The following is a 22,782-nucleotide window of genomic DNA, read 5'->3' on the forward strand; positions in this document are numbered from 1 at the left end:
ATAGAACATTGAAAATCAATGCACTTATAATAGACTGATTTTTCTTACGCTTAACAAACTGCTCATCAGATAAAGATTCGTTTCATCTCTCATTTTCCAGCTATCACAATTGAATTACTGTTAAAAAAATGTGATCTAAGTTGTTCGGATTTGGTTTTGCTTCCGTTTTTGGTTTTTTGTTTTGAATGTTATCGCAAAATCATCGGCTGGATATCCTTATTCTCGTATTAATGATACGGAGGCACTTTATATGTTTTCAGAAGAAAGACGACAGGAAATCTATAGCATTATTAGGGAACAGAAAAAAGTTAAAGTGGCTCAGCTAGCGGAAAGATTCAACGTCACATTAGAAACGATCCGCAGTGATTTGAAATACCTCGAAAATGAAGGGTTGATCAAACGTTGTCATGGTGGCGCCATACTAGGGAAACAAGAAATAAAAAAGATCAGTAAATTTAGTGATAGTTTTGATATCTCATGCTTACTACACGATTTATTGATCGTCAAAGAACATAAAAAGAAAACACCAGAAGGTAAAGTGTGTGTATTAGGCTCTTTTGTGGTGGACATTATTGCTAATGTTGATGCATTTCCTCGTGTAGGGGAATTGGTAAATTCAAAAGGAAACTCAATAGGTCCGGGTGGAAAAGGGACGAATCAAGCCATTTCTGCCAGTTTTTCTGATGCAAAAGTGCATTTAATTACCAAAGTCGGTGAAGATCATTTTAGTAAGTACGCTTATAAATATTTGCAAGAGAGCGGTATTGATTCATTTACTATTTTTCAAACAGAAATAGAGCCAACAGGTAGCTCAATTAGCTATTTAGCAGATAAAACCCAAAATAATATTACGGCTACCTATTTAGGCGCAAATAACACTTTTACCCTGCAAGAGGTCGATATATCACTGCCTTATATTAGTGAAGCTGACGTGTTATTACTGCAAGGGGAAATTAATATTGATGCTAATGTGAAAGCCGCTTCTTTTGCTCATTCTATTAATAAAACCGTCATACTTAATGTCGCTCCGTATAGCGATGATTTAAAACAACTTTATTTATATGTAGATTTTATTACGTTAAACGCTTACCAAGCTTCAGATTGGTCAGGTATTGAAATTAATACGATTAATGATGCCAAGCAAGCAGTAGAGATTATTGCCGGTAACGAAAAGAAAAAAGTGATTATCTACATAGATGAATTAGGCGTGGTGTATTTTGATGGGAGGAATACTTTTCATATTCCGCCACTACCTTCTCTACGTGTTGATACGATGGCAGCAACAGATGCTTTTAATGGTGCATTTGCCTCAAAAATAGCCGCAGGAGGCACAATGCCAGAAAGTGTTTTATTTGCTAGCGCTTTCTTGTCTGCATTTATAGAACAAAAAGGGGTGACTTCAATGCCTTCACTATCACAAGTACAAGCACGTCTTAAATTAAGAATTGAAGATATTCGACCACAAGTAATCTGCAATGAGAAAAGGTGCATATAATGAAAAAAACTCTCTTAGCTCTGACCCTATGCAGTTCTGTTTTTACTGTTCCTGCTTTTGCACAATGGCCTGAAAAACCTATTACGATTATTGTTCCTTGGGCTGCTGGTGGCAATACCGATACCGTTGCTCGTTTAGCAGCAAAAGGATTACAAGAAGAATTAGGGGTGACGGTTAATGTCGTTAATAAGACCGGAGGAAGTGGCGTTGTTGGACATGATGCTATTAAAAATGCTAAGCCAGATGGTTACACATTAGGTATTGCCACGGTTGAAATTGCGATGATGCATCATCAGGGGATGACTAATTTAACCTATCAAGATTATACCCCGATCACACGTTTAGCAGTAATTTATGGTGGATTACAAGTTGCAAAATCATCGCCTTTTAATAATGCACAAGAAATTATCGATTATGCCAAAGCCAACCCAGGGAAATTAAAAGCGTCAGGGAGTGGATTAAACTCTATCTGGCATCTTAATAATATTGGCATGTTACGTGCAGCAGGTTTACCTGATAACGCAATCCGCTTTATTCCTTCCCAAGGAGCTAGTGCTGCATTACAAGAGTTAGCTTCAGGGGGCGTTGATATTGTAACGTCTTCATTAGGTGAGGCTGACAGTATGGTCAAAGCCGGATTAGTCAAACATATGGCCATTATGTCTAATGAAAAATCGGCATTTTATCCTGATGTTCCTCTCTTTAAAGAAGCAACAGGTTATGATTGGGATTTACAAGCATGGAATATGTTAGTTGCCCCTAAAGGACTTGATAAAGAAGCACAAGATAAGCTTACCGCAGCAATGAAGAAAGTTTATGCTTCAGGTGAATTAGCTGAATTTGCTAATAAACAAGGATTTGAAGTCATTGAATTGTATGGTGATGATGCGACACAATTTATGGCCAATGAAGATAAAAAGTTTGGCGAAATTATAAAAAAATAACTGAGGAAACGGCTGATAATAGCCGTTTTTATGCCTATGCTAAATCGTCATATATTATCATTTATATTTTGCCTATTTGGATTATTTCTTATTATTTATAGCGCCTATTCATTAGGTGATTTTAGTGAATATGGTGCGGCTTTTATGCCTTCACTAATTGGTGGAGGAATGATTGTTTTTTCATTATTAGATATTTTTGCAAAAAAGCAGCAAATGGATACACCTTTGGTGACATGGCATGAAATAAAATTTGTGTTATTAATTATTGGTATCATTCTATTTTATGTGTTTTTTGCTGAATACCTTGGTTTTATTGTTACAGGATTTATTGTTATTGCACCATTAATGATGAAATACGCAAAAGTAAAACCGATATTTAGTTTTATTATTTCTGCTGGAATTGTATTAGGCGTTTACTATTTATTTACCGCTGTACTGTTAGTACCGCTACCTCAATTATTTTAATAAATAGAGAAAAACAGTATGGATATATTTATTAGCGCATTAGCTTATATTGATTACACGACAATACTTGTTGTCATAGGCGCTTGCTTATTTGGTTTATTTGTTGGAGCAATTCCGGGATTAACATCAACCATGGCAATTGCTTTAATGGTGCCTTTTACTTTCTTTCTTGATCCAATTCCTGCATTAGCACTGATGATCTCCGTAGGTGCATCCTCGATATTTGCCGGCGATATTCCAGGGGCATTATTAAATATTCCCGGAACACCCGCTTCTGCAGCTTATACTAACGATGCCCATACATTGGTTAAAGAAGGTAAAACTAATCGTGTATTAGGGATGTCATTAACAAGCTCCGTTATTGGTGGGGTGATCGGCACAATTATTTTAGCGTCAACCGCTCCGTTGTTAGCCGAGTTTGCACTTAAATTTAGCTCTTACGAATATATGTGGCTTACTTTAATTGGATTAAGCTGCGCCACTATTGTTTCTGGCGCTCAAATTAGAAAAAGTTTGCTAGCACTGTTTTTCGGTATTGCTTTAGCCACTATTGGCTACGATGAATTTACAGGACAAGCCCGTTTTACCTTTGGTGAAGTCTCTTTAATGCAAGGTGTCAGTTTTATTCCCGCCATGATAGGGCTATTTGCTATCTCTGGTGCGATTAAATATTACGTCGATCGCTGGAAAGAAAAGCAAATTAAATTAGCAGTTAATACAGATAATAGCTCATATAATATTTTTAAAGGGGTGGGAAAGGTTGTTTGCCAACGTAAAGGGGGCATTTTCCGTAGTGGTATTATTGGTACATTGATAGGGGCTTTACCCGGTGCTGGTGCCGATATCGCTGCGTGGATCTCTTATGCGGTATCTAAAAAATTATCAAAAAAACCGCAAAAGTATGGGCAAGGCTCAGAAGAAGGTATTGTTGATGCATCAGCAAGTAATAATGCTAGTTTAGCAGGAAGTTGGATACCTTCATTGGTTTTTGGTATTCCCGGTGATTCTGCGGCAGCTATTATCATTGGTGTATTGTATATGAAAGATATGCAACCTGGACCAACTCTCTTTTTATTTAATCCAGATAAACTGTACGCCGTTTTTATCATTTTCTTTATTGCGAATTTAATCTTATTACCTATAGCTTTTATTGTTGTTAATTTCTTAAAGAAAATTGTTGCTATTGATAATGCAATTCTTTATCCAGCAATTATTTTATTTAGTATTGTCGGTTCATTTGCTATTACCAATACGATGTCATCCATTGTGGTTATGATGGTGATGGGAGTTATCGGTTATTTTCTTCAACAGCGTAACTTTCCTATCTCACCGATTATATTAGGGATGATTTTAGGGCCGATGCTAGAGAAGAATTTACTTTCTTCGTTGATGAAATCGGACGGAGAGCTAATTAATTTTGTTAATAGACCTATTTCAATTGTATTAGCCAGTGTTTTCCTATTAATTGTCGCTATGCAAATTAGGAGCGCATTTAAAACCAAATAACTAATAAGCTATTTATTATTTTCAAAAAATATACACATATTCTATCCAATACCAGGGAAAATGCTTCTTAAATAATTAATTTTTAATTTAAGAGAGCAATATCCGTAGATAAATAAAAATATCGGGTGTTTTTATGAAAAAGATATTAAATAAACCAGAAAATTATGTTGATGAAACATTAGCTGGCTTATGCCTTGCACATAATGATATTTATCGTCAACCACAACCACGTTTAATTACGCGAGCTAACAGCTCAGATAAAGCTAAAGTGGGAATTGTTACTGGCGGAGGATCAGGGCACCTTCCCGTTTTCACCGGATATGTAGGTGAAGGTTTATTAGATGCCGCCGCAGTCGGTGATGTATTTGCCTCACCGTCAGCAGATCTAATGGCTGATGCGATACGCGCTGCGGATAATGGGCAGGGGGTATTACTGCTCTATGGTAATTATGGTGGCGATATTATGAATTTTGATATGGCCTCTGAAACGGTAGATTTTGAAGATAATATTCGATGTACAACGGTGTTAGCGACAGATGATATTGCTTCTGCTACACCAGAAGAAGCGCATAAACGTCGTGGTGTGGCTGGAATGATTTATGGTTTTAAAATGGCAGGGGCCAAAGCTCAAGAAGGGGCAACTCTTGATGAGGTGACCCGCATTGCTCAAAAAACCATGGAAAACACGCGAACAATAGGCTGTGCCTTAACATCTTGCACCTTACCTGCTGTTGGACATCCTACCTTTGAAATAGCTGACGATGAAATGGAAATGGGAATGGGGATCCACGGTGAACCAGGAATTTGGCGCGATAAATTACGTAGTGCAGATGATATTGCTGAAGAAATGTTTCAACGTTTACAAGCCGAATTATCACTAAAAAAGGGTGATAAAGTCTCAGTACTAGTCAACTCGTTAGGTGCAACGCCTTTAGAAGAACTCTATATTTTATATAATAAAGTTGTTCAACTTATTGATAATACAGGGGCGACTATCATTCACCCATTAGTCGGCCGTTATGCAACATCAATGGAAATGACCGGTGCTAGCTTAACTTTTTGTAAACTTGATGATGAGCTTGAAGCTTTATTGAATGCACCTGCACACTGTGCATTTTGGAGAGTGTGATGATGACTAATATTACACTCGATAATATAAAACTTGCTGTACAACGTATCGCAATTGCCTGTGAACAGTCTCAAAATAGACTATGTGAAGCAGATAGCCAACTTGGTGACGGTGATTTAGGGGTAACCATGCAAAAAGGATGGCGACAAATTGCTAACGATGCCCAAGATTGGCCTGACGATTTAAGCAAAGCGCTTTTTCAATGCAGTAAATCATTACAAAAAGCCTGTGCGTCTTCTTTTGGTACTTTGCAAGCAACGGCTTTTATGGCAATGGCCAAATATTGCAAAGAAAACCACCTGCAAGAAATAGCGCTTACTGATATTTCCCCACTATTGACGGTCGCATACCAAAGCATGATGGCGAGAGGAAAAGGGGAATTAGGGCAAAAGTCAGTATTAGATATTCTTTATCATTTATCTGAAGATCTAGCGTCAATCTCATCTCTGACTGAACTAAAACCCACTGCTTTAAAAAGTATTAATAATACGCTAAATGAATTTCGCCCTAAGCCTAATTTATTGGGACGTGCCCGTATGTTCCCAGAAAAATCGATAGGATTAGACGATCCCGGAATGTTAGCGATTAACGTTATTGTTGAAGCAATTTGATTGAATAAATAAAAGGCTCTTACATGAAAAAATTATTTGGCGTTACAGTGGCGATGGTTACTCCGTTTGATTCAAATGATCATGTGGACATCAACGCGTTGTCTGCATTAACTAATATGTTGATCACTAAAGGTGTTGATTGTCTTTATCCTTGTGGCACGACCGGAGAAATGTTGCGTTTATCCGCATCAGAGCGTAAAAGTGTGGCGCAAACCGTAGTAGAGACGGCAAATAAACGTTTACCTGTTTTTATTCATGTTGGCGCAATGACGGTAACAGAAACCATTGAACTCGCCAAACATGCTGTAGAAATTGGTGCCGATGGTATTGGTGTAGTGACGCCACAATTTTTTGCTGCCACAGACAGAGAATTAGAGCACTATTTTGTGACTATCGCCAATAGCGTACCAGAGAATTTCCCAATCTATCTTTATAACATTCCACAATGTGCGGCTAATAATATCAAGCCTGAATTAGCGGCTAAAATTCAGCAACAATGCAAAAATGTGATTGGTATAAAATACAGTTTTGCCGATAACAATACGACACTTGGCTATTTAGCGGTTGCAGATAATTTTTCAGTACTTCATGGCTACGATAAATTATTCTTTGGTTTATTAGATGCAGGCTGTGATGGCACTGTTTCAGGATGTGCCTGTGTTTTCCCTGAGCCATTTGTGAATATGTATCAAGCCTATATTACGGGTAATTATCAAGAAGCGAAGCACTGGCAACAATTTTGTGTGAAATTTAGTGATGCTTTGAAATCAGGCGCGAACATGGCGATATTTAAGTCAGCATTAACTATGCGTGGCTTAAACGGTGGTCATATGCGTTTACCTCAACTTGATTTATTACCTGAAGAAAACCAACAATTGAAAGAAGATCTAACGCAATTATGCAAAGAAGCGGGGATCGCTTTTTCAATTAATTAACAGAGACTCAGTTTCAAAATATCTTTATTATATTAAGCAGTATAAAAAACAAGCTATACTGCTTTTTTATAATAAATAACATCTATTTATTCAATTATTTTTGTGATAAAAAATGACCATATTGCATAATATCGACATTGCCACCACTGATAATAATGCCAATTTTTTTGCCTTTTAACTTATCACCAAATTGACGAGCTGCAGCTAAACTTAAACAGCCTGTAGGCTCTACAATGATTTTCATTCTCTGAGCATAAAATTGCATAGCAGAAATTAGTTCTTCATCTGTTGCTGTTAAAATATCGTCTACGTTGTTGCGAATGATCTCAAAAGTATAATCGCCTAAATGCTGAGTTTGTGCGCCATCTGCAATAGTTTTTGGCGTATCAATATAAACTATCTCACCTTTGCGTAATGATTGTTGTCCGTCATTTCCCGCTAAAGGCTCAACACCAAAAATTCTACAATGTGGCGAAAGGGCTTTGGTTGATAATAATGAACCTGAAAGTAAACCACCTCCCCCTAAGGGCACAAACAGCATATCTAACTTACCAACTTCCTCGAATAACTCTTTAGCTGCAGTACCTTGACCGGCAATAACGTGAGGATGATCGTAAGGTGGTATTAAAGTTAATCCTTCTTCTTGAGCAAGCTTTTGTCCTATCTCTTCGCGATCTTGTGTATAACGGTTATATAGAATGACTCTACCACCATAACCTTTTGTTGCTTGCATTTTAGCGGTGGGGGCATCTTCAGGCATGATAATTGTAGCTGGAATACCTAATAATTTTGCCGATAGTGCAATAGCTTGAGCATGATTACCTGATGAAAAAGTTATCACACCATTTTTGCGCTGTTCGTCCGTAAATTGTGATAATGCATTCATTGCTCCGCGAAATTTAAAAGCGCCTATGCGCTGAAAGTTTTCGCATTTAAAATAGAATTGAGCACCCGTTAACTCATTGATAGTGCGAGAGGTTAAGATAGGTGTTTTATTAAGATATGGCAAAATACGTTGATGTGCTTCAACCACATCTGGGTAAGTAGGAAGCGCTAATTTATTCATAAAGTTTGCTCCTTGATCACCATGGCTTCAATTTCAATTTTACTGCCAAAATGAAGCTCTTTTACACCCGCGACTAATCTGGCCGGTTTATGCTCACCAATCCATTTTGCATATAACTCATTGACAACAGGCCATTCGTTAATGTCTGTAATATACATCTTAACTTGGGCAATATCGGTTTTTTGTGCTTTTATTCCTATAAGGCAAGCGTTTAAATTTTCAAGCACTTGATTAATTTGAAATTCAATAGGTTTATCCGTTAATGGGACGCCGTTTTTATCTAAAGGTAATAGGCCTGAAATAAAGGACATATTATTGGCTGTAACAACATGAGAGTAGTGACCCCCTGGCGATGTAAGAGCTTCAATATTTTGCATCACAAGATGTGAACTCATAGTATTTTCCTATTTCACTCTGGTTAGATTAAATGTATAACAACTTATACATTATGTCTAACTCTAGATCAATAGTGTAGTTTTAGCTAGTAAATCAAATAATAAATACGAGGAAATTGACGATAGCTATGATAGCTATATAGAAAGTAGTTATTAGCAAGGTAAAATTAATCGCCACTGTTTAGAGGGAAAGTAATGGCTTAATGGTGTTATTTTAACATAGATAACATAGCGTTAGCATTTGCTTTGTCGTAGGCCTTTTAAAGGTTGAAAGAAGGTTCAATAACTTGATTGAGCCTTCTTAATGTATGCGGTTATTCGTTAATAAAGCTTAAATAGTTAAAAAGTGGCTTAAAACCAAATTTACGATATAGCGCTAGACCATCCGCTGACGCATCTAAGAAACAACGCTCGACACCTTGCTCTCGACAAAACTCTAATACGTGAGTAATTAAATGTGTGGCATAACCATTGCCTTGATAGGCAATATCCGTCCCAATATCGTCAAATCTTGCTAGTTTATCATGTAATGTCAGCGTTAATGATGATACAGGCTGCCCTGCAACTAATAATGCATAATGAAGGATCGTCGCACCATTATCTAACGCTTTTTGGTGATAACGAATATATTCATTAGTTATCGTATCGTCACCAACAGGAAAGGCGGTTTTCAATGGTTGCGCCCACTGTTTAAGATCATGGTTAGTTAAAATAATATCGCACGGGTTATTTTTATAGGGGGGATAAGTCGCATCAGACAATGAGAGATACATAGCGGTTGTCATACCGTCACCCGTATAACCTGCTTTTTTTATTATCTCTTCAAATTCAGGCAACAGAGATTCCGGCAGAACCAGCATATGACCTTTTTTTTGCGAGGAGAACAGCGTACTTGCTTGTTGGAAAGTATTTTCGCTAGCGCCTTGGCGAAGGTAGATAAAATTAAAAATAGGCGCGTCCATCGGTGTCATAAAGCAGTGGGTATGATCACCAATACGAATATTGTTTTCACATATCTCTGACCAAAACGCTTTTTCTATAATTTTAAACTCTTTATACAGTTGTGCATCCATAATGGTTCTCTAGATAAATCATGATAAGCGATAAGAGGCTAACAGAGGATCCGCTTGTGTAGATTAATTTGGTTCAACTTACTCACCTAATAAAGGTGACGGTGTCACCAATGTGTCTGTTGCTACATGTAAATCTTTTAGCAAATAGGGCATCGGGCTATAATCGATGTTCCATCTTTAATAGTCGTTGCTGAGCAATTATAGCCTTTTTATCATACGTTTTCCGGTATCACTAAAGTTACCATAAAAAGTCATCTTAGTGGCTTAGCATTTGCTCAGGGTGATGTATATCACTAATTTCAATGTAATATGTGTAAGATTACGTTATCGGTAATCTACAATAGGGATAGATCTACTAAAGAATAATCACTTTGGTAAATCCTTGTGAATATTATACTCACTTTATGTGCTAAAAAATGCAAAATTTATAAAAAATAATTATTTTTCATAAAGATATATGGTTATTTCTATATAAAAAATGACTTATAACAGTGATTCTCATCACAAAGAGATAAATAGACTATAACATTAACGATACAATAGGTTGTTCTCCCCATAAATAACCAAAAACCCAGCCAATAATTCTTATTAAAATGTTTTATTAAGAATTTTATCTATATAAAAAAAGCAATTTCAGCACCATACTATTACCCGCATTCAAACCAGTCATATAATCCAAATGTAAATGAAAAAATGAATTATTAGACTATATTTAAGCCATAAAACCAGTTTAATTTACTTATTTATCGTTAAATATAAGTTTATTGTTTTACAAAAAAATTAATATCGATATGATAGCCCACATATACAGCATATTATTTTTTTAAAAAAGGCGTCATATGTTAGAAAGTATTGGTATTTCAAATATTTGGACATACCTTTTAGGCGTTATTTTTATTACACTAGTACCAGGTCCAAATTCAATTTTCGTCCTAACTTCGAGTGCGAAGCATGGCGTGAAAGGGGGGTATAAAGCCGCTCTTGGTGTTTTTACGGGTGATGCATTATTAATCTTTTTGGCATTTTTGGGGGTTGCTTCATTAGTCAAAACTTCACCCGTTTTCTTTATTGTGATCAAGTATGCCGGTGCACTTTATTTAACCTATTTAGGTTTAAAAACACTCTATGCGACATTCCATAAGAAAAAAGAGCAGCCGGAACAGGTTGCAGTAGAGGTTGTAAAAGCGAAAAACGGCTTATATATCAAAGCGCTTTTCTTAAGTTTGTTAAATCCAAAAATGATCATCTTTTATGTGTCATTTTTTATTCAATTTATTGATCCTAAATATGAAAATGCAGGGGTTCCCTTTTTTGTATTAGGTGTAATATTAGAAATATGTAGCATGCTTTACTTATCTGTACTTATTTTTGGTGGCGTTGCTATTACTAATAAGGTTAAGCATAACAAACGATTAGCATCATTATCGAATAGTTGCATTGGTGCTGTGTTCTTATTATTTGGTGCCAAACTTGCTTTAACGGCTTAACAGATTGATAAGATTGAATGAAAAGGTCACATTTATGGTGACCTTTTTTTTATACGAAATTTGTATATGATGAGAATGAGCTAAATGATAACAAGGCCACCTTATGAAAAATATCATTGTAAAAGATCTGAAAACACTGGAAGAGATTTATGGTCAACCTGCCGAACCATCGGTCTTAAAAGAAGTGGATTTTATTCATCCCCTTTATCGCCCTTATATTGAAGCTACACCATTTGTTGCATTAGCCACTTATAGTGCTGATGGTATGGATGTTTCTCCTCGTGGCGATGAGCCTGGTTTTATTCATATTGAAGACGATCATACTTTATTATTACCCGATAGACGTGGTAATAACCGCATTGATAGTATGCGCAATTTGTTAATTAATCCCGCGATTGCTTTATTAGTGCTAGTCCCCGGCATTAATGAAACATTACGAATTAATGGTCATGCGGAAATTTTAATAGATGAAGAAACACTCGCACGCTTTAAATATAACAATGCACTACCTCGCTCAGTCTTGCGCATCCATGTTGAGCGTGTATTTTTCCAATGTGGTAGAGCACTTATTCGTTCAGGTTTGTGGGAAAACAAATATTTAGCTGATAAATCAACTATTCCAGCTCCGGGACAAATATTGAAATCCATTTCTCATCAACAATTTGATGGTGATAAATATGATGCACAATTGCCTGAACGTATTATAAAAACATTATATTAATCATATAGTTTGCTCTTTTTATATTAACATTTGCTAAAAAGAGCAAGAAACAGAGTGCATAACAGGGGGAAGCGCACGCTATACTGTTTTATATAAATACCTTAATTAGTAGCGTGATTTTATGTATTTTCAGTATGGTGAAAAAGAGATCTCTTTTTTAAAACAAAAAGATAAGCGTCTAGCCGCGGTGATGGAAAGAATAGGGGAAATTAAACGTCCACTTACTCCTGATTTATTTACCGCATTAATTAAAAATATTATTGAACAGCAAATTTCTGTTGCGGCTGCCACCACGGTTCACCAACGCTTACTTACCCTATGTGATGGTAATTATACTCCTGTACATATTGCTAGTTTATCAGTGCAAGATATTCAGCAATGTGGTATGACAATGCGCAAAGCCGGCTATATTAAAGGTATCGCTGACTCCGTTATAAATCATACGTTAGATTTAGACCAAATCCCCGCTATGTCTGATAAAGCGGTGATCAATACCCTAATAAAATTAAAAGGTATTGGTATTTGGACAGCTGAAATGTTATTAATTTCATCACTTAATCGTCCTGATATTTTAAGTTGGGGGGATTTAGCTATTCAGCGTGGCATCATGCGTTTATATCGCCATCAAAGCTTAGATAGAACACGCTTTGAACGCTATCGTAAACGTTATTCTCCTTATGGTTCAACGGCTTCACTCTATTTATGGGCATTATCTAAAGAAAGCGTAGACTAAAGAGCAATAATCGGAGTGATCTAAATAGAAGTTTATTGATAATGGACTTCATCCAGCATACATAAATGTAGGAACTAAAATGGAAAAGAGACATTATCAACTTATTGAACAAGCCTGCCGTTTTATTGAAGAAAATCAAGGTGATGTTTCTCTTGCCGACATCGCCGCACATATTCAATCCAGTCCATATTATTTCCATCGACGATTTAAATCTATAATGGGAATTACACCTAAAGAGTATGCGAATGCTTATCGGCACAAGCTAATTAAGAAAGCATTAGCTGGCGATAAAACAATTACAGATGCGATATATCAATCAGGCTTTAATGCGAATAGCCGATTTTATGAAAATGCGACAGCCATATTAGGCATGACGCCAACCCATTGGCGCAATGGTGGACAAAATATCGTGATTTTTTTTGCTGTAGGGATCTGCTCATTAGGCCATATCCTTGTAGCTCAAAGTGAAAAGGGCATTTGTGCGATAACACTTGGCGATGATCCTGCGTGTTTATTAGATGAATTACAAAAACAATTTCCTCAAGCTGAACTTATTGGTGCAAACCAAGAGTTTGAAAAATTGGTTGCCCAAGTCATTGGTTTTGTTGAACTGCCAACACAACCTTTGGCATTACCACTTGATATTCAAGGAACAGTATTTCAACAAAAAGTTTGGCGGGCATTATTAGATATTCCTTTTGGTTGTACCATGACATATCAAGAAATTGCTCAAAAAATTGGTTCGCCAAAATCTTATCGAGCAGTGGCGAATGCCTGTGCATCAAATAAACTAGCAGTAGCGATCCCTTGCCATCGAGTTATCAGACAAAATGGTGAAATATCTGGATATCGTTGGGGAATTGAGCGCAAAGAAAAATTATTACAAAGAGAAAAATCCCTTCATCATCAGGATGATAGATTAACTATTAGCAAGAGCGATTAACCGTTATAATAAACATAATATCAATTTATAACAGATGAAATAAAATGGCATCAACAGCGATTGTACCAACAGATATTACGTTTTTTGAGCGTTTAATCCCTTCAATTTTAGCCGGTATTAAAGTGATCACAATTAGGGATGAAGCAGAAAGCCACTATAAACCAAACACTATTGTTGATTTATTATCTAATGAACATGGCACTTATTATGGAAAGTTACAAATTATTTCTGTATCACCCTTAAATTTTAATGAGATAAATGAATTTCATGCTCAACAAGAGGGTATGAGTTTGCCTACTTTAAAGGCCTTAATTAAAGACATTTATCCTACAACGGAAAATCTTTATTTAATAGAATATAAATTAATACAATAAGTAGTTCTCTCTTATTAGTTAATACCAATAAAAGCGGAGGGGGTCCTCCGCTTTGTATTATAACTTAAAATCAATAGGTTAATCGTTAGAAAAATTAAGCTAAATCAAGTTGCTGCTTTAAGATCTCTATTTCTGCTTGCCATTGAGCCTGTAACATAGGCTTTTGATGAGCAGATTTTCTTGCTAAATCAGCATTCAATTTATCTTCAAGTGCTATCAATTTCATTAGCAATTCATCTTCATTATGATGTTTTACTATTTCAACAGATGGAGCATGATGGCCATTTTGCTCATTAGAGACCGATGACATATCTTGTTGAGAAATAAGCTGATAAATTGTTTCAATATCATGATGTTCGCTAAGAATACCATTGTGAATATACCAAAAACGATTACAGCTTTTCTCTATCAATTCTCTATCATGGCTGACGAGTAAAATTCCCCCTGAAAATTGTTGAATTTGCTCAGCTAATGCCTGTTTACCTTCCATATCAAGATGGTTTGTTGGTTCATCTAGCATTAATAATGAATATTTTGCCAAACTGAGACCAATAAAAAGTAAACGAGCTCGTTCACCACCACTTAATGACTTTACTTGCTGATTATGGCGAGAATAAACAAAACCTGCATTTATTAATGCCATTTTCCTTTGCTCATCTAATAGCGGTGCAAAGGGCTTTAGTGCATCGGCAAGGGTATCATTATCATTAAGTTGTGCGAGACTTTGATCGTAATAACCTAACTCAACTCTGGGATGTAGCCTGATCACATTTTCTGTTGATGTGGTTGAACCATGAAATGATGACCAAATCATTTTTAATAATGATGACTTACCTGTCCCATTAGCACCAACAATAGCGACTCGATCACCACTTTTGATCCGTTGATTATCGATGGTATATAAAATCGGTGCATCTGGCGCAGGGATCACTGAAAGCTGATGCAGCTCAAGCAATCTATCTGCCCGTAATATTGTTCCTGATAACTGTAACGTCCATTGATTGCCTTCTGTTACATCGAATTGTTCGTCTTTTAAACGAACAATTTGTTTTTCCATTTGTTTGGCTTTACGTGACAAACTTTCGTTATCATACACTTTTCCCCAGATGGCCAATTGCTTCGCACTTTGTGCAATACGATCTATCTCTTTTTGTTGTGCATCACAACGATGTTGCGCACTGATATTTTGTGCTTCTTGCTCTTGTCTTGCCTGAGAGCAGGGCAAGCGAAAAACAGATAGGGTTTTATCACGAATGATCCACGTACAATTGGTCACTTTATCTAACAACCTATTGTCATGTGAAACAAGAATAAAACTTCCTCGCCACTGTGTTAAAAATGTTTCTAACCACAAGATAGTCGGTAGATCTAAGTGGTTACTTGGCTCATCTAATAGCAGTAAGTCTGGTTGTAAAATCAATGCTCTCGCAAGTAATAAACGAGTATGTTGACCACCACTTAATTGTGAGACTAATAGATTGATTTCATTGGTTTTAAATCCCATTTCACTTAATAATAATTCACTGCGCCAACTTTCAGATATGCGTAGCTCTTCAGGTAATTTATGAAGAACCGCATCAATGAGACGCATTGACTGTAGCTCACTTGGTAACTGTTGTTCGACATAAGCCATAATGACTTGATTGGCGATAGTAATAGAGCCATCTGTTGGTATTAATTGGTGTGATAAAAGTTTTAATAGGGTACTTTTTCCACAACCGTTGTAGCCAATTAAACCAATTTTCTCACATTTAGTGAGTGCCAAAGAAATATTACTCAGCAATATACCGTGATTATTATGAAAAGAGAGATTTTGTGTAGATAATAATGTGCTCATAGCTTACTCATTTTTTAAGCATAAAAATGCTTTGGGTAATATCACGCGATAACCCAGTAAGCTGAGGAGAGGTAATAGTTAACGTCGCTCAGGCAGGTTAACGCAGTAAAGAACTGTGAAAGCCTGAGCTATGGCGATTACCAAAGAAGTGTGAGTATTCAACAAGATCACACAACAACATAATTAGCCTCCTTTTAAAATTTATCAGTTAATCGGTAAAGTGAGTTTAGCAAGACAGGTTTCTTGATTGCAAGAATGTAATGATGAGAAACCGTGTCTTTTTGTGTGAAAGAGGAGGGAATAGGCGTTGCTGAATTAATATCAAAAATAGCTATTTTTTGCACACTAAATCATAGAATTTCATCATTTTATCGTAAATTTTCCTAGATAAGAACTATCTCCCTACATTGCGTGTTTTTATCATGATATATTGCTATTTATTCGCTATAGCTGTCCTATAAAAGGTTAGAAAATGAGTAAATTAAGAGTCGCTATTATTTTTGGTGGAAAATCAACCGAGCACCAAGTTTCATTACAATCAGCAAAAAATATTATCAATGAATTAGATCGAACGAAATTCGACCTTTGTTTAATTGGGATTAATGAACAAGGGCAATGGCATGAATATGCTGAAGACAATTATTTAATTAATAGCGATAACCCCTCAACTATCTCATTAAGCCAACCTTTGCGTCCAGTGGCTATTATTCCTGGCAGTACCCGTCAGCAATTTATCTCTTTAACTGATGGGCAACCTCTTGCACAAATTGATGTGGTATTTCCTATTGTGCATGGTGCTTATGGTGAAGATGGCACCTTACAAGGACTATTACATATGATTGATATGCCATATGTAGGCCCTAATATCATGAGTTCTGCAGCATGTATGGATAAAGATATCACTAAGCGCTTACTGGATGATGCAGGATTAGCGGTTGCACCATTTATTACACTGATGGCTCACCAATTAAATGATATTTCCTATAATGAAGTTGTTGAACAATTAGGGCTCCCTTTATTTATTAAACCAGCAAATTTAGGTTCTTCTGTTGGTATCAGCAAAGTCAATAATGAAGCCGAGTTTAATGCTGCCTTATCCATGGCATTTGAATACGACCTTAAAGTGATTATCGAAAGTGCTATTGTTGGCCGTGAAATAGAGTGTGCCGTTTTAGGTAATGAAGAGCCTGAAGTTAGCCCTTGTGGTGAAATTGTGTTAAATGATGCTTTTTATGCTTATAACACAAAATACATTGATGATGATGGTGCAAAAGTAGTAGTACCTGCTGATTTAGATAATGCGATTAGCTTACATATTCGCCAAACGGCATTGAAAGCTTACCAAGTTTTAAACTGTTTAGGTATGTCGCGTGTTGATGTATTTTTAACCGAAGATAATCAAGTTATTATCAACGAAATTAATACATTACCAGGTTTCACTAATATCAGTATGTATCCTAAACTGTGGCAAAGTACGGGATTAGATTATCAATCACTCATCACGAAATTAATTGAATTAGCGCTAGAACATCATAAAAAAACAGCCGTATTAAAAACTAAGTGTGAGCTTTAATCACAATAATACTCTAATAGCGAAGTGAGGTTCAGATGAAAATTACACACCTTGATCATTTAGTATTAACAGTGGCTGATATCGAGGTAAGTTGTCATTTTTATCATAATGTATTGGGTTTTGAGATAATTACCTTTAAACAAGGGCGTAAAGCCCTTGCTTTTGGTCATCAAAAAATCAATCTTCATCAGCTAGGAAAAGAGTTTTTGCCTAAAGCTGCTAAACCAACGGCAGGCTCTGCGGATTTATGTTTTATTACTGAAACTCCATTGTTAGACGTGATAGAGCATATAAACCAGCAGGGTATCAATATAGAAGAGGGTCCTGTACCAAGAACAGGGGCTACAGGGCCTATTATGTCAGTTTACTTACGTGATCCAGATAATAACTTATTGGAAATTGCTAATATTATTGAATAGATTAACCACATATTCTAAATAAAATATAATAATATTTAGTTAAAAAGCTATAAGTGTTCTTTTTAGCTTAAATATTTTAAATTATTTATATTCAAAAAATGAACCCTCCAAATATGATAGTAATAAATAGACCTATTTGTGGCTATTTTCGCCTGATTAAAATAAAAATTAATAGATATAATTTAATGATATAGCCTTTCTTATTATAATAATGTTAGCATTATTCAATTATTTTTCAGGTAACAATGGATGGTATGATGAAAAAAGTTATTTTTGTAAGTGCAATATCAGGGGGGATCTTATTTTGGTCAATACATTTACAAGCGGATAATTTTGATTGTCGTAATGCGGAAACACAAACAGAAATTAACCAATGTGCATACCAAGATTTTCAACAAAAAGATGAAGAGCTGTCACAAATTTATCAACAATATTATGCGAAATTAGAAACTAAACGACAACAACAGTTACAGCATGCACAGTCAGTTTGGATGACATTTCGTGACCTCTCATGTCAATATGAGGCAGACTATTACCAAGGTGGCAGTTTGGCTCCAATGGTTTACAGTAGCTGCTTAAAAGATAAAACCATAGAAAGAATTAATGATCTGAAAAACTATATTGCCTTATATTAAGACTAAAGTACTTTTCATCTTGAAAATAGGCTACTCATTTTAAAAGTATTGTTTTTTATCAAAATCTATCGTTTTTAGTTATATAAAATTATTATTTTTGTATTATTTTGAAACATTAAATAACTTGACTAATCCCGCCTGTAAAGTACTCTAAATTATAAAGTAGCAATTAAAAATAGAAGATATGATATGAATATAATGACGAAATTAGGCGCAGCAGTATTGCTTACATCCTTATCCACTATTGCTATTTCTGCAGATATAAAACTAACATACGGTATTAATTTGATTGATTTTAACGGTGATGGTGTAAAAGATATAGTCGTTAAATCTAAGCGTATATTAAATGATGCATCATCAATTAATATGGTCACGGTTTATATAAAAGATGCAGATGAACAAGTTTATATTGTACCTTCAATTTATGATAATGCTCTTAGCTTATTTGATAATAAAGCTGAAAACAGCGATATTAAAATCTCTAATTTCAAATTTATAGAGAAAAAAAATCAAGTGATCTTAGTGAGCGGTGAGAAAATAGGTAATGATATGTTACAATCAACACCTATACGTTTTTCAAGTTACACTATCACGAAACAAGATAAACAATATAAATGGGCATTTTCTGCATATTGCGTAACCAATTCTACTTATCTTAATGTTGATGATGCTTTTGTTGATCCCTGCATAAATAAATTAATTCGAGATTGATACACGCATAGGTTGTAAATACGTTGACTTTATTGAATTATTTTTCTTTTTAATATCAACCAATTACCTTATTCCCTCTCATATACCTCTCTTTATATAGTACGATCACTTGTATCATTTAGCATTCCTTGTTATTAATCTACACTTAGGATATTTCTTAATCATCAATATGCTGATAATTTTGTGTTTGTCATGTTCCGTTTTTAAGAGGGAGTTATGAAGGAAATTATTACAGGTTTGCTTCTAGCCTCAATAAGCTTATTTTCTGTCTCTTGTTCGCAAGAAGATACAGATGTCGTCAAAGTAGCAATCAATACTGGACCAGACCAAGTCATTTGGGATGAAGTGATCCGTTTAGCTAAACTTACCGAAGGATTAAATGTTGAAGTTATTGCATTTAACGACTATGAACGTCCTAATAAAGCCCTAGAAAATAGAGAAGTAGACGTAAATGTATTTCAATCTATTCCTTATTTACAATCAGAGATAAAAGCCCACAATTACAAATTTCATATTGCCAGCAAAACGTACATTTTCCCGTTAGCCGCGTATTCAAAGAAAATAAGCGATATTAGCGAACTCGAATATGGTGATGTGGTTGCCATTCCTAATGAAGCAAGTATGAAAGGGCGAGCTTTATTATTACTTGCAGAAAATCACCTCATTTCTTTAAAAGAGGGAGTTGGTTTTTTACCTTCCGTTGAAGACATTATTGATAATCCTAATGCCTTGATATTTCATGAAGTTGAAACTCCCATGTATGATGATAGAAACTTTATAATTCATAAATAGTAGAAATAAAAAATGTCTAGTTCTCAACTGAAAAAACAATATATTGGCGAACATCAATTATCTCCAGAAACGTTAATGATGAGCTATGGATACGATCCATTGTTATCAGAAGGCTCCGTCAAACCTCCTGTATTTTTAACATCGACATTTATTTTTAAAAGTGCAGAAGAAGGGAAAAATTTTTTTGATACGGTAAGTGGAAGAAAACCCCTTCCAGAAGGAGAAAAAGCGGGTTTAGTCTATTCTCGTTTTAACCAACCTAATAGTGAGATCGTTGAGGATAGATTAGCCGTTTATGAAAACACAGCATCATGTGTCCTCTTTTCATCGGGAATGTCAGCTATTACAACGACATTAATGGCTTTTACACAACCTGGCGATGTTATTTTACATTCTCAACCACTTTATGGTGGAACAGAAACATTAATAGCCAAAACATTCGCTAAGTTCGGTATTCAAGCAACACCATTTACAGATGGTTTAAATTTAGCACATATCCAATCGCAAGCTGAAATGGCTAGCCAAAAAGGGAGAGTTGCGGTGATATTTGCCGAAACTCCCGCCAATCCAACTAATTCACTGGTTGATATTCAAGCGTTAAAAATCGTTGCGGATAAATTAGAAACAAGCCAAGGCTATCGACCTATTATTATTTGCGATAACACCTTATTAGGACCTGTTTATCAACATCCTATAGAGCAAGGCGCTGATATTTCACTCTATTCATTAACAAAATATGTGGGTGGACATTCTGATTTAGTCGCCGGTGCTGCAATGGGATCACGCGAGCTTATTAATCAAGTTCGCCTATTAAGAGGTGCAATAGGGACACAACTTGATGCGCATTCTTGCTGGATGTTAGGCCGCTCTTTAGAAACATTGCAAATTCGCATGGAAAAAGCCAATCAAAATGCGCTATTAGTTGCACAATTTCTACGTGACCATGAAAAAGTGAAAGTGATCCACTATTTACCTTTTGTAGATGAAAATAGTATTGAAGGTCAAGTATTTGCTAGACAATGCACAGGCGCGGGATCAACATTCTCCTTTGATATTGTTGGTGGTGAAGCAGAAGCTTTTCGTTTTCTCAATGCGATGAAAATATTTAAATTAGCGGTGAGTTTGGGAGGAACCGAGTCATTGGCATGTCATCCTGGCTCTACCACACATTCAGGTGTTCCTATGGAATTACGCCACAATATAGGTATTCAAGAAACAACCATTCGTTTATCTATTGGTATTGAAAATCCTTATGATCTTATTGCTGATTTATCTCAAGCATTAGATCATGTTTAATGGATAAACAATAGCAAAACAACGGATTATAAGATTTATAATCCGTTGTTTTTTACTGTTGTTTTTGCCATTCACTTTTGGTTAAACGACAAATAACTTCTGTTCTTATTTCGTCTAAATACTCCACATACTGATCTTTAATTATGTGATGATATTTAAATCCACACTTTTCTTGTACTCGTTTCGAGTTTACATTGTCTGCAAAATAGCCACACCATAGATTATCTAATTGTAGAGTCTCAAAGCTATGACAAATAAGCGCTTTCATCGCCTCAGGAATAAGTCCTTTCCCCCAAAAAGGAGTACCAATCCAATAAGAAATTTCGGCATCATTATCCCCTATAGGGAAATTGCTTTCATGGCAAAAAGATAAGCCAATTAAACCAATCGCTTTATCATCATCGAGCAATGTGACAGCATAAACTTCATCACGCATAAATATAGTCTGGATAATTTCGGTACTTTCAGCAACACTTTTATGTGCTGGCCAGCCTGCGATAGGGCCTACTCGCTTATCCCTCGCATAATAATAGAGGCTCTCAGCATCTGATATTCGCCATGGATAATAATAATCGTTCTGTTTGTAATTTTTTCATACAATTTAGCTCTTTTATAACGTATGTTTCGTTATGTTAGGATGAGCGTATTTTAAAGAGAGCCAATATAAAATTGAATGGATTAATTAAGGTGTTATCGGTACTTTTGACAACTAAATCCATTAATGCTCTTGTGATTAACATTGAGATCATTAAAAATAAAAACAGTAGCAATATGCAATAGAGTGAATAATTTATGTTTAGTCAATCATTATTAAAGTTAAATATCCCTTCGGAGTATGCCGTTATTGGTGAAAGCGATATGCATAATGAATTAGGCTATCCATTAGCATTATCATATGTTGTGGTTATTATTTGTTTAGATGGCAGGGCTGTTATTAATATAGATTTTCAAACAAAAACCATTAAAGCGAATGATATAGTGATACTCGGTGATGATAGAATGGTCACATTGCAACGTAAATCAGCTAATTTTCGTATTTTTTATTGTTTTCTTAAGAAATCTTTTGCCTCTGAGATCGCTTATGCACTTTCAAATAGTTTGTTTACATTTTTGCATGAAAACCCCATTTGTCGCCCTTCAACGACCCACTTAAACGCCATAAACAATTGGGTGGAACAATTAAAATATATAGATAAAAGTTATACTGATCATAGAAAGTTAATGTTGAGAGGGCAGTTACAAAATCTTTTTTTTGCGATAACAGAATTAATACCATCTCATTATTCCTTATCTAAAAAAGAATTCAGCCGTAAAGAGCACTTATGTTGGCAATTTTGGGAGTTAGTTATAAAACATAGCCACCAGCACAGAGACGTTGCCTATTATGCTAATCGCCTTAGCATTACACCGTTTTATCTATCACAGCTCACTAAACAATATTTTAATGATGTTCCTAAGACGCTGATTAATAGACAAGTAATTCTTAAAATAAAAGCGTTATTGACGCACACTACGCTATCAGTAAATGAGATCGCCATAAAACTCCATTTTGACGATCCCTCATATCTATGCCGTTATTTTAAGCGCGAGACTGATTGTTCCTTATCTGGATATCGCCAACAATATCAACGGCAATAAAATA

At 35.5% G+C, this 22,782-nt stretch carries 23 protein-coding genes and 1 pseudogene; 19 read left to right on the plus strand and 5 right to left on the minus strand.

Features of this window, described 5'->3' with window-relative positions:
* The first annotated feature begins 250 nt into the window (after window positions 1–250).
* The 7 genes from GWI58_RS10450 to GWI58_RS10480 all read left to right on the plus strand — a co-directional run bounded on the left by GWI58_RS10450 (window position 251) and on the right by GWI58_RS10480 (window position 7,085).
* Window positions 251–1,495: a PfkB family carbohydrate kinase gene (locus GWI58_RS10450; protein ID WP_004242894.1), complete on the plus strand. Its 1,245-nt coding sequence runs from the start codon at window positions 251–253 to the stop codon at window positions 1,493–1,495.
* Window positions 1,495–2,439: a tripartite tricarboxylate transporter substrate binding protein gene (locus tag GWI58_RS10455; RefSeq protein ID WP_004242895.1), complete on the plus strand. Its 945-nt coding sequence runs from the start codon at window positions 1,495–1,497 to the stop codon at window positions 2,437–2,439. The genes GWI58_RS10450 and GWI58_RS10455 overlap by 1 nt, the downstream gene beginning before the upstream one ends.
* 30 nt (window positions 2,440–2,469) lie before the next feature.
* Window positions 2,470–2,904: a tripartite tricarboxylate transporter TctB family protein gene (locus tag GWI58_RS10460; protein ID WP_012367913.1), complete on the plus strand. Its 435-nt coding sequence runs from the start codon at window positions 2,470–2,472 to the stop codon at window positions 2,902–2,904.
* An 18-nt stretch (window positions 2,905–2,922) separates the two neighbouring features.
* The gene (locus GWI58_RS10465; protein WP_004248045.1) at window positions 2,923–4,410 is read left to right on the plus strand and encodes a tripartite tricarboxylate transporter permease; all 1,488 of its coding nucleotides are present in this window, start codon (window positions 2,923–2,925) and stop codon (window positions 4,408–4,410) included.
* A 133-nt stretch (window positions 4,411–4,543) separates the two neighbouring features.
* Window positions 4,544–5,539, plus strand: coding sequence for a dihydroxyacetone kinase subunit DhaK (locus GWI58_RS10470; RefSeq protein WP_017827727.1), 996 nt, complete (start codon window positions 4,544–4,546; stop codon window positions 5,537–5,539).
* Window positions 5,539–6,150 carry a dihydroxyacetone kinase subunit L gene (locus GWI58_RS10475; RefSeq protein WP_004242903.1) on the plus strand — a complete coding sequence of 204 codons (612 nt, stop codon included), beginning with the start codon at window positions 5,539–5,541 and terminating at the stop codon, window positions 6,148–6,150. Before GWI58_RS10470 ends, GWI58_RS10475 begins: the two co-directional genes overlap by 1 nt.
* 23 nt (window positions 6,151–6,173) lie before the next feature.
* A complete protein-coding gene (locus tag GWI58_RS10480) occupies window positions 6,174–7,085 on the plus strand; it encodes a dihydrodipicolinate synthase family protein (RefSeq protein ID WP_094959182.1) in 912 nt (303 codons plus the stop codon).
* Between the two features lie 94 nt (window positions 7,086–7,179).
* On the opposite strand, the gene GWI58_RS10485 is transcribed toward GWI58_RS10480, so the two are convergent.
* The 3 genes from GWI58_RS10485 to GWI58_RS10495 all read right to left on the minus strand — a co-directional run bounded on the left by GWI58_RS10485 (window position 7,180) and on the right by GWI58_RS10495 (window position 9,619).
* Window positions 7,180–8,151, minus strand: a complete 972-nt coding sequence (locus GWI58_RS10485) for a threo-3-hydroxy-L-aspartate ammonia-lyase (RefSeq protein WP_094959183.1) — start codon at window positions 8,149–8,151, stop codon at window positions 7,180–7,182.
* Window positions 8,148–8,546 carry a RidA family protein gene (locus GWI58_RS10490; RefSeq protein ID WP_004242908.1) on the minus strand — a complete coding sequence of 133 codons (399 nt, stop codon included), beginning with the start codon at window positions 8,544–8,546 and terminating at the stop codon, window positions 8,148–8,150. The genes GWI58_RS10485 and GWI58_RS10490 overlap by 4 nt, the downstream gene beginning before the upstream one ends.
* Window positions 8,547–8,860: 314 nt before the next feature.
* The gene (locus GWI58_RS10495; protein ID WP_004242909.1) at window positions 8,861–9,619 is read right to left on the minus strand and encodes a GNAT family N-acetyltransferase; all 759 of its coding nucleotides are present in this window, start codon (window positions 9,617–9,619) and stop codon (window positions 8,861–8,863) included.
* Window positions 9,620–10,458: 839 nt separating this feature from the next.
* On the opposite strand from GWI58_RS10495, the gene leuE reads away from it, so the two are divergent.
* The 5 genes from leuE to yqfB all read left to right on the plus strand — a co-directional run bounded on the left by leuE (window position 10,459) and on the right by yqfB (window position 13,877).
* Entirely contained in the window at window positions 10,459–11,106 is a 648-nt protein-coding gene (leuE, locus tag GWI58_RS10500) for a leucine efflux protein LeuE (protein ID WP_004248051.1), read from the plus strand.
* Between the two features lie 103 nt (window positions 11,107–11,209).
* Entirely contained in the window at window positions 11,210–11,827 is a 618-nt protein-coding gene (locus GWI58_RS10505) for a pyridoxamine 5'-phosphate oxidase family protein (protein ID WP_094959184.1), read from the plus strand.
* Window positions 11,828–11,948: 121 nt separating this feature from the next.
* Window positions 11,949–12,560 (plus strand): DNA-3-methyladenine glycosylase family protein, encoded by a 612-nt coding sequence (locus GWI58_RS10510; protein ID WP_094959185.1) that lies wholly within the window; start codon window positions 11,949–11,951, stop codon window positions 12,558–12,560.
* A gap of 79 nt (window positions 12,561–12,639) precedes the next feature.
* Complete coding sequence (locus GWI58_RS10515; protein WP_094959186.1) at window positions 12,640–13,503, plus strand: methylated-DNA--[protein]-cysteine S-methyltransferase; 864 nt, start codon at window positions 12,640–12,642, stop codon at window positions 13,501–13,503.
* Window positions 13,504–13,547: 44 nt separating this feature from the next.
* Window positions 13,548–13,877 carry a N(4)-acetylcytidine aminohydrolase gene (gene yqfB, locus GWI58_RS10520; protein WP_004248055.1) on the plus strand — a complete coding sequence of 110 codons (330 nt, stop codon included), beginning with the start codon at window positions 13,548–13,550 and terminating at the stop codon, window positions 13,875–13,877.
* Window positions 13,878–13,971: 94 nt separating this feature from the next.
* On the opposite strand, the gene GWI58_RS10525 is transcribed toward yqfB, so the two are convergent.
* The gene (locus GWI58_RS10525; RefSeq protein WP_161769160.1) at window positions 13,972–15,714 is read right to left on the minus strand and encodes an ABC-F family ATP-binding cassette domain-containing protein; all 1,743 of its coding nucleotides are present in this window, start codon (window positions 15,712–15,714) and stop codon (window positions 13,972–13,974) included.
* A gap of 472 nt (window positions 15,715–16,186) precedes the next feature.
* Here GWI58_RS10525 and ddlA point away from each other — a divergent pair, with 472 nt between their 5' ends.
* The 6 genes from ddlA (at window position 16,187) to GWI58_RS10555 (ending at window position 21,140) form a co-directional block, all read left to right on the plus strand.
* A complete protein-coding gene (ddlA, locus tag GWI58_RS10530) occupies window positions 16,187–17,287 on the plus strand; it encodes a D-alanine--D-alanine ligase (RefSeq protein ID WP_004242920.1) in 1,101 nt (366 codons plus the stop codon).
* 35 nt (window positions 17,288–17,322) lie between these two features.
* Window positions 17,323–17,706 carry a VOC family protein gene (locus GWI58_RS10535; RefSeq protein ID WP_004248057.1) on the plus strand — a complete coding sequence of 128 codons (384 nt, stop codon included), beginning with the start codon at window positions 17,323–17,325 and terminating at the stop codon, window positions 17,704–17,706.
* Window positions 17,707–17,963: 257 nt separating this feature from the next.
* Window positions 17,964–18,341: a lysozyme inhibitor LprI family protein gene (locus GWI58_RS10540; RefSeq protein ID WP_223231925.1), complete on the plus strand. Its 378-nt coding sequence runs from the start codon at window positions 17,964–17,966 to the stop codon at window positions 18,339–18,341.
* A 189-nt stretch (window positions 18,342–18,530) separates the two neighbouring features.
* Window positions 18,531–19,052 (plus strand): carbapenem self-resistance protein CarG family protein, encoded by a 522-nt coding sequence (locus GWI58_RS10545; protein ID WP_004242928.1) that lies wholly within the window; start codon window positions 18,531–18,533, stop codon window positions 19,050–19,052.
* Window positions 19,053–19,268: 216 nt separating this feature from the next.
* Entirely contained in the window at window positions 19,269–19,844 is a 576-nt protein-coding gene (locus GWI58_RS10550) for a MetQ/NlpA family ABC transporter substrate-binding protein (RefSeq protein WP_237611692.1), read from the plus strand.
* Window positions 19,845–19,856: 12 nt separating this feature from the next.
* Window positions 19,857–21,140 (plus strand): cystathionine gamma-synthase family protein, encoded by a 1,284-nt coding sequence (locus GWI58_RS10555; protein ID WP_004248059.1) that lies wholly within the window; start codon window positions 19,857–19,859, stop codon window positions 21,138–21,140.
* A 52-nt stretch (window positions 21,141–21,192) separates the two neighbouring features.
* Here GWI58_RS10555 and GWI58_RS10560 read toward each other — a convergent pair.
* Window positions 21,193–21,736: pseudogene (locus GWI58_RS10560) on the minus strand (GNAT family N-acetyltransferase).
* Between the two features lie 196 nt (window positions 21,737–21,932).
* On the opposite strand from GWI58_RS10560, the gene GWI58_RS10565 reads away from it, so the two are divergent.
* Window positions 21,933–22,778 carry a helix-turn-helix domain-containing protein gene (locus tag GWI58_RS10565; RefSeq protein WP_094959189.1) on the plus strand — a complete coding sequence of 282 codons (846 nt, stop codon included), beginning with the start codon at window positions 21,933–21,935 and terminating at the stop codon, window positions 22,776–22,778.
* Window positions 22,779–22,782: the final 4 nt, after the last annotated feature.

The organism is Proteus sp. G2674, assembly GCF_009915195.1.
Lineage (GTDB): Bacteria > Pseudomonadota > Gammaproteobacteria > Enterobacterales > Enterobacteriaceae > Proteus > Proteus mirabilis.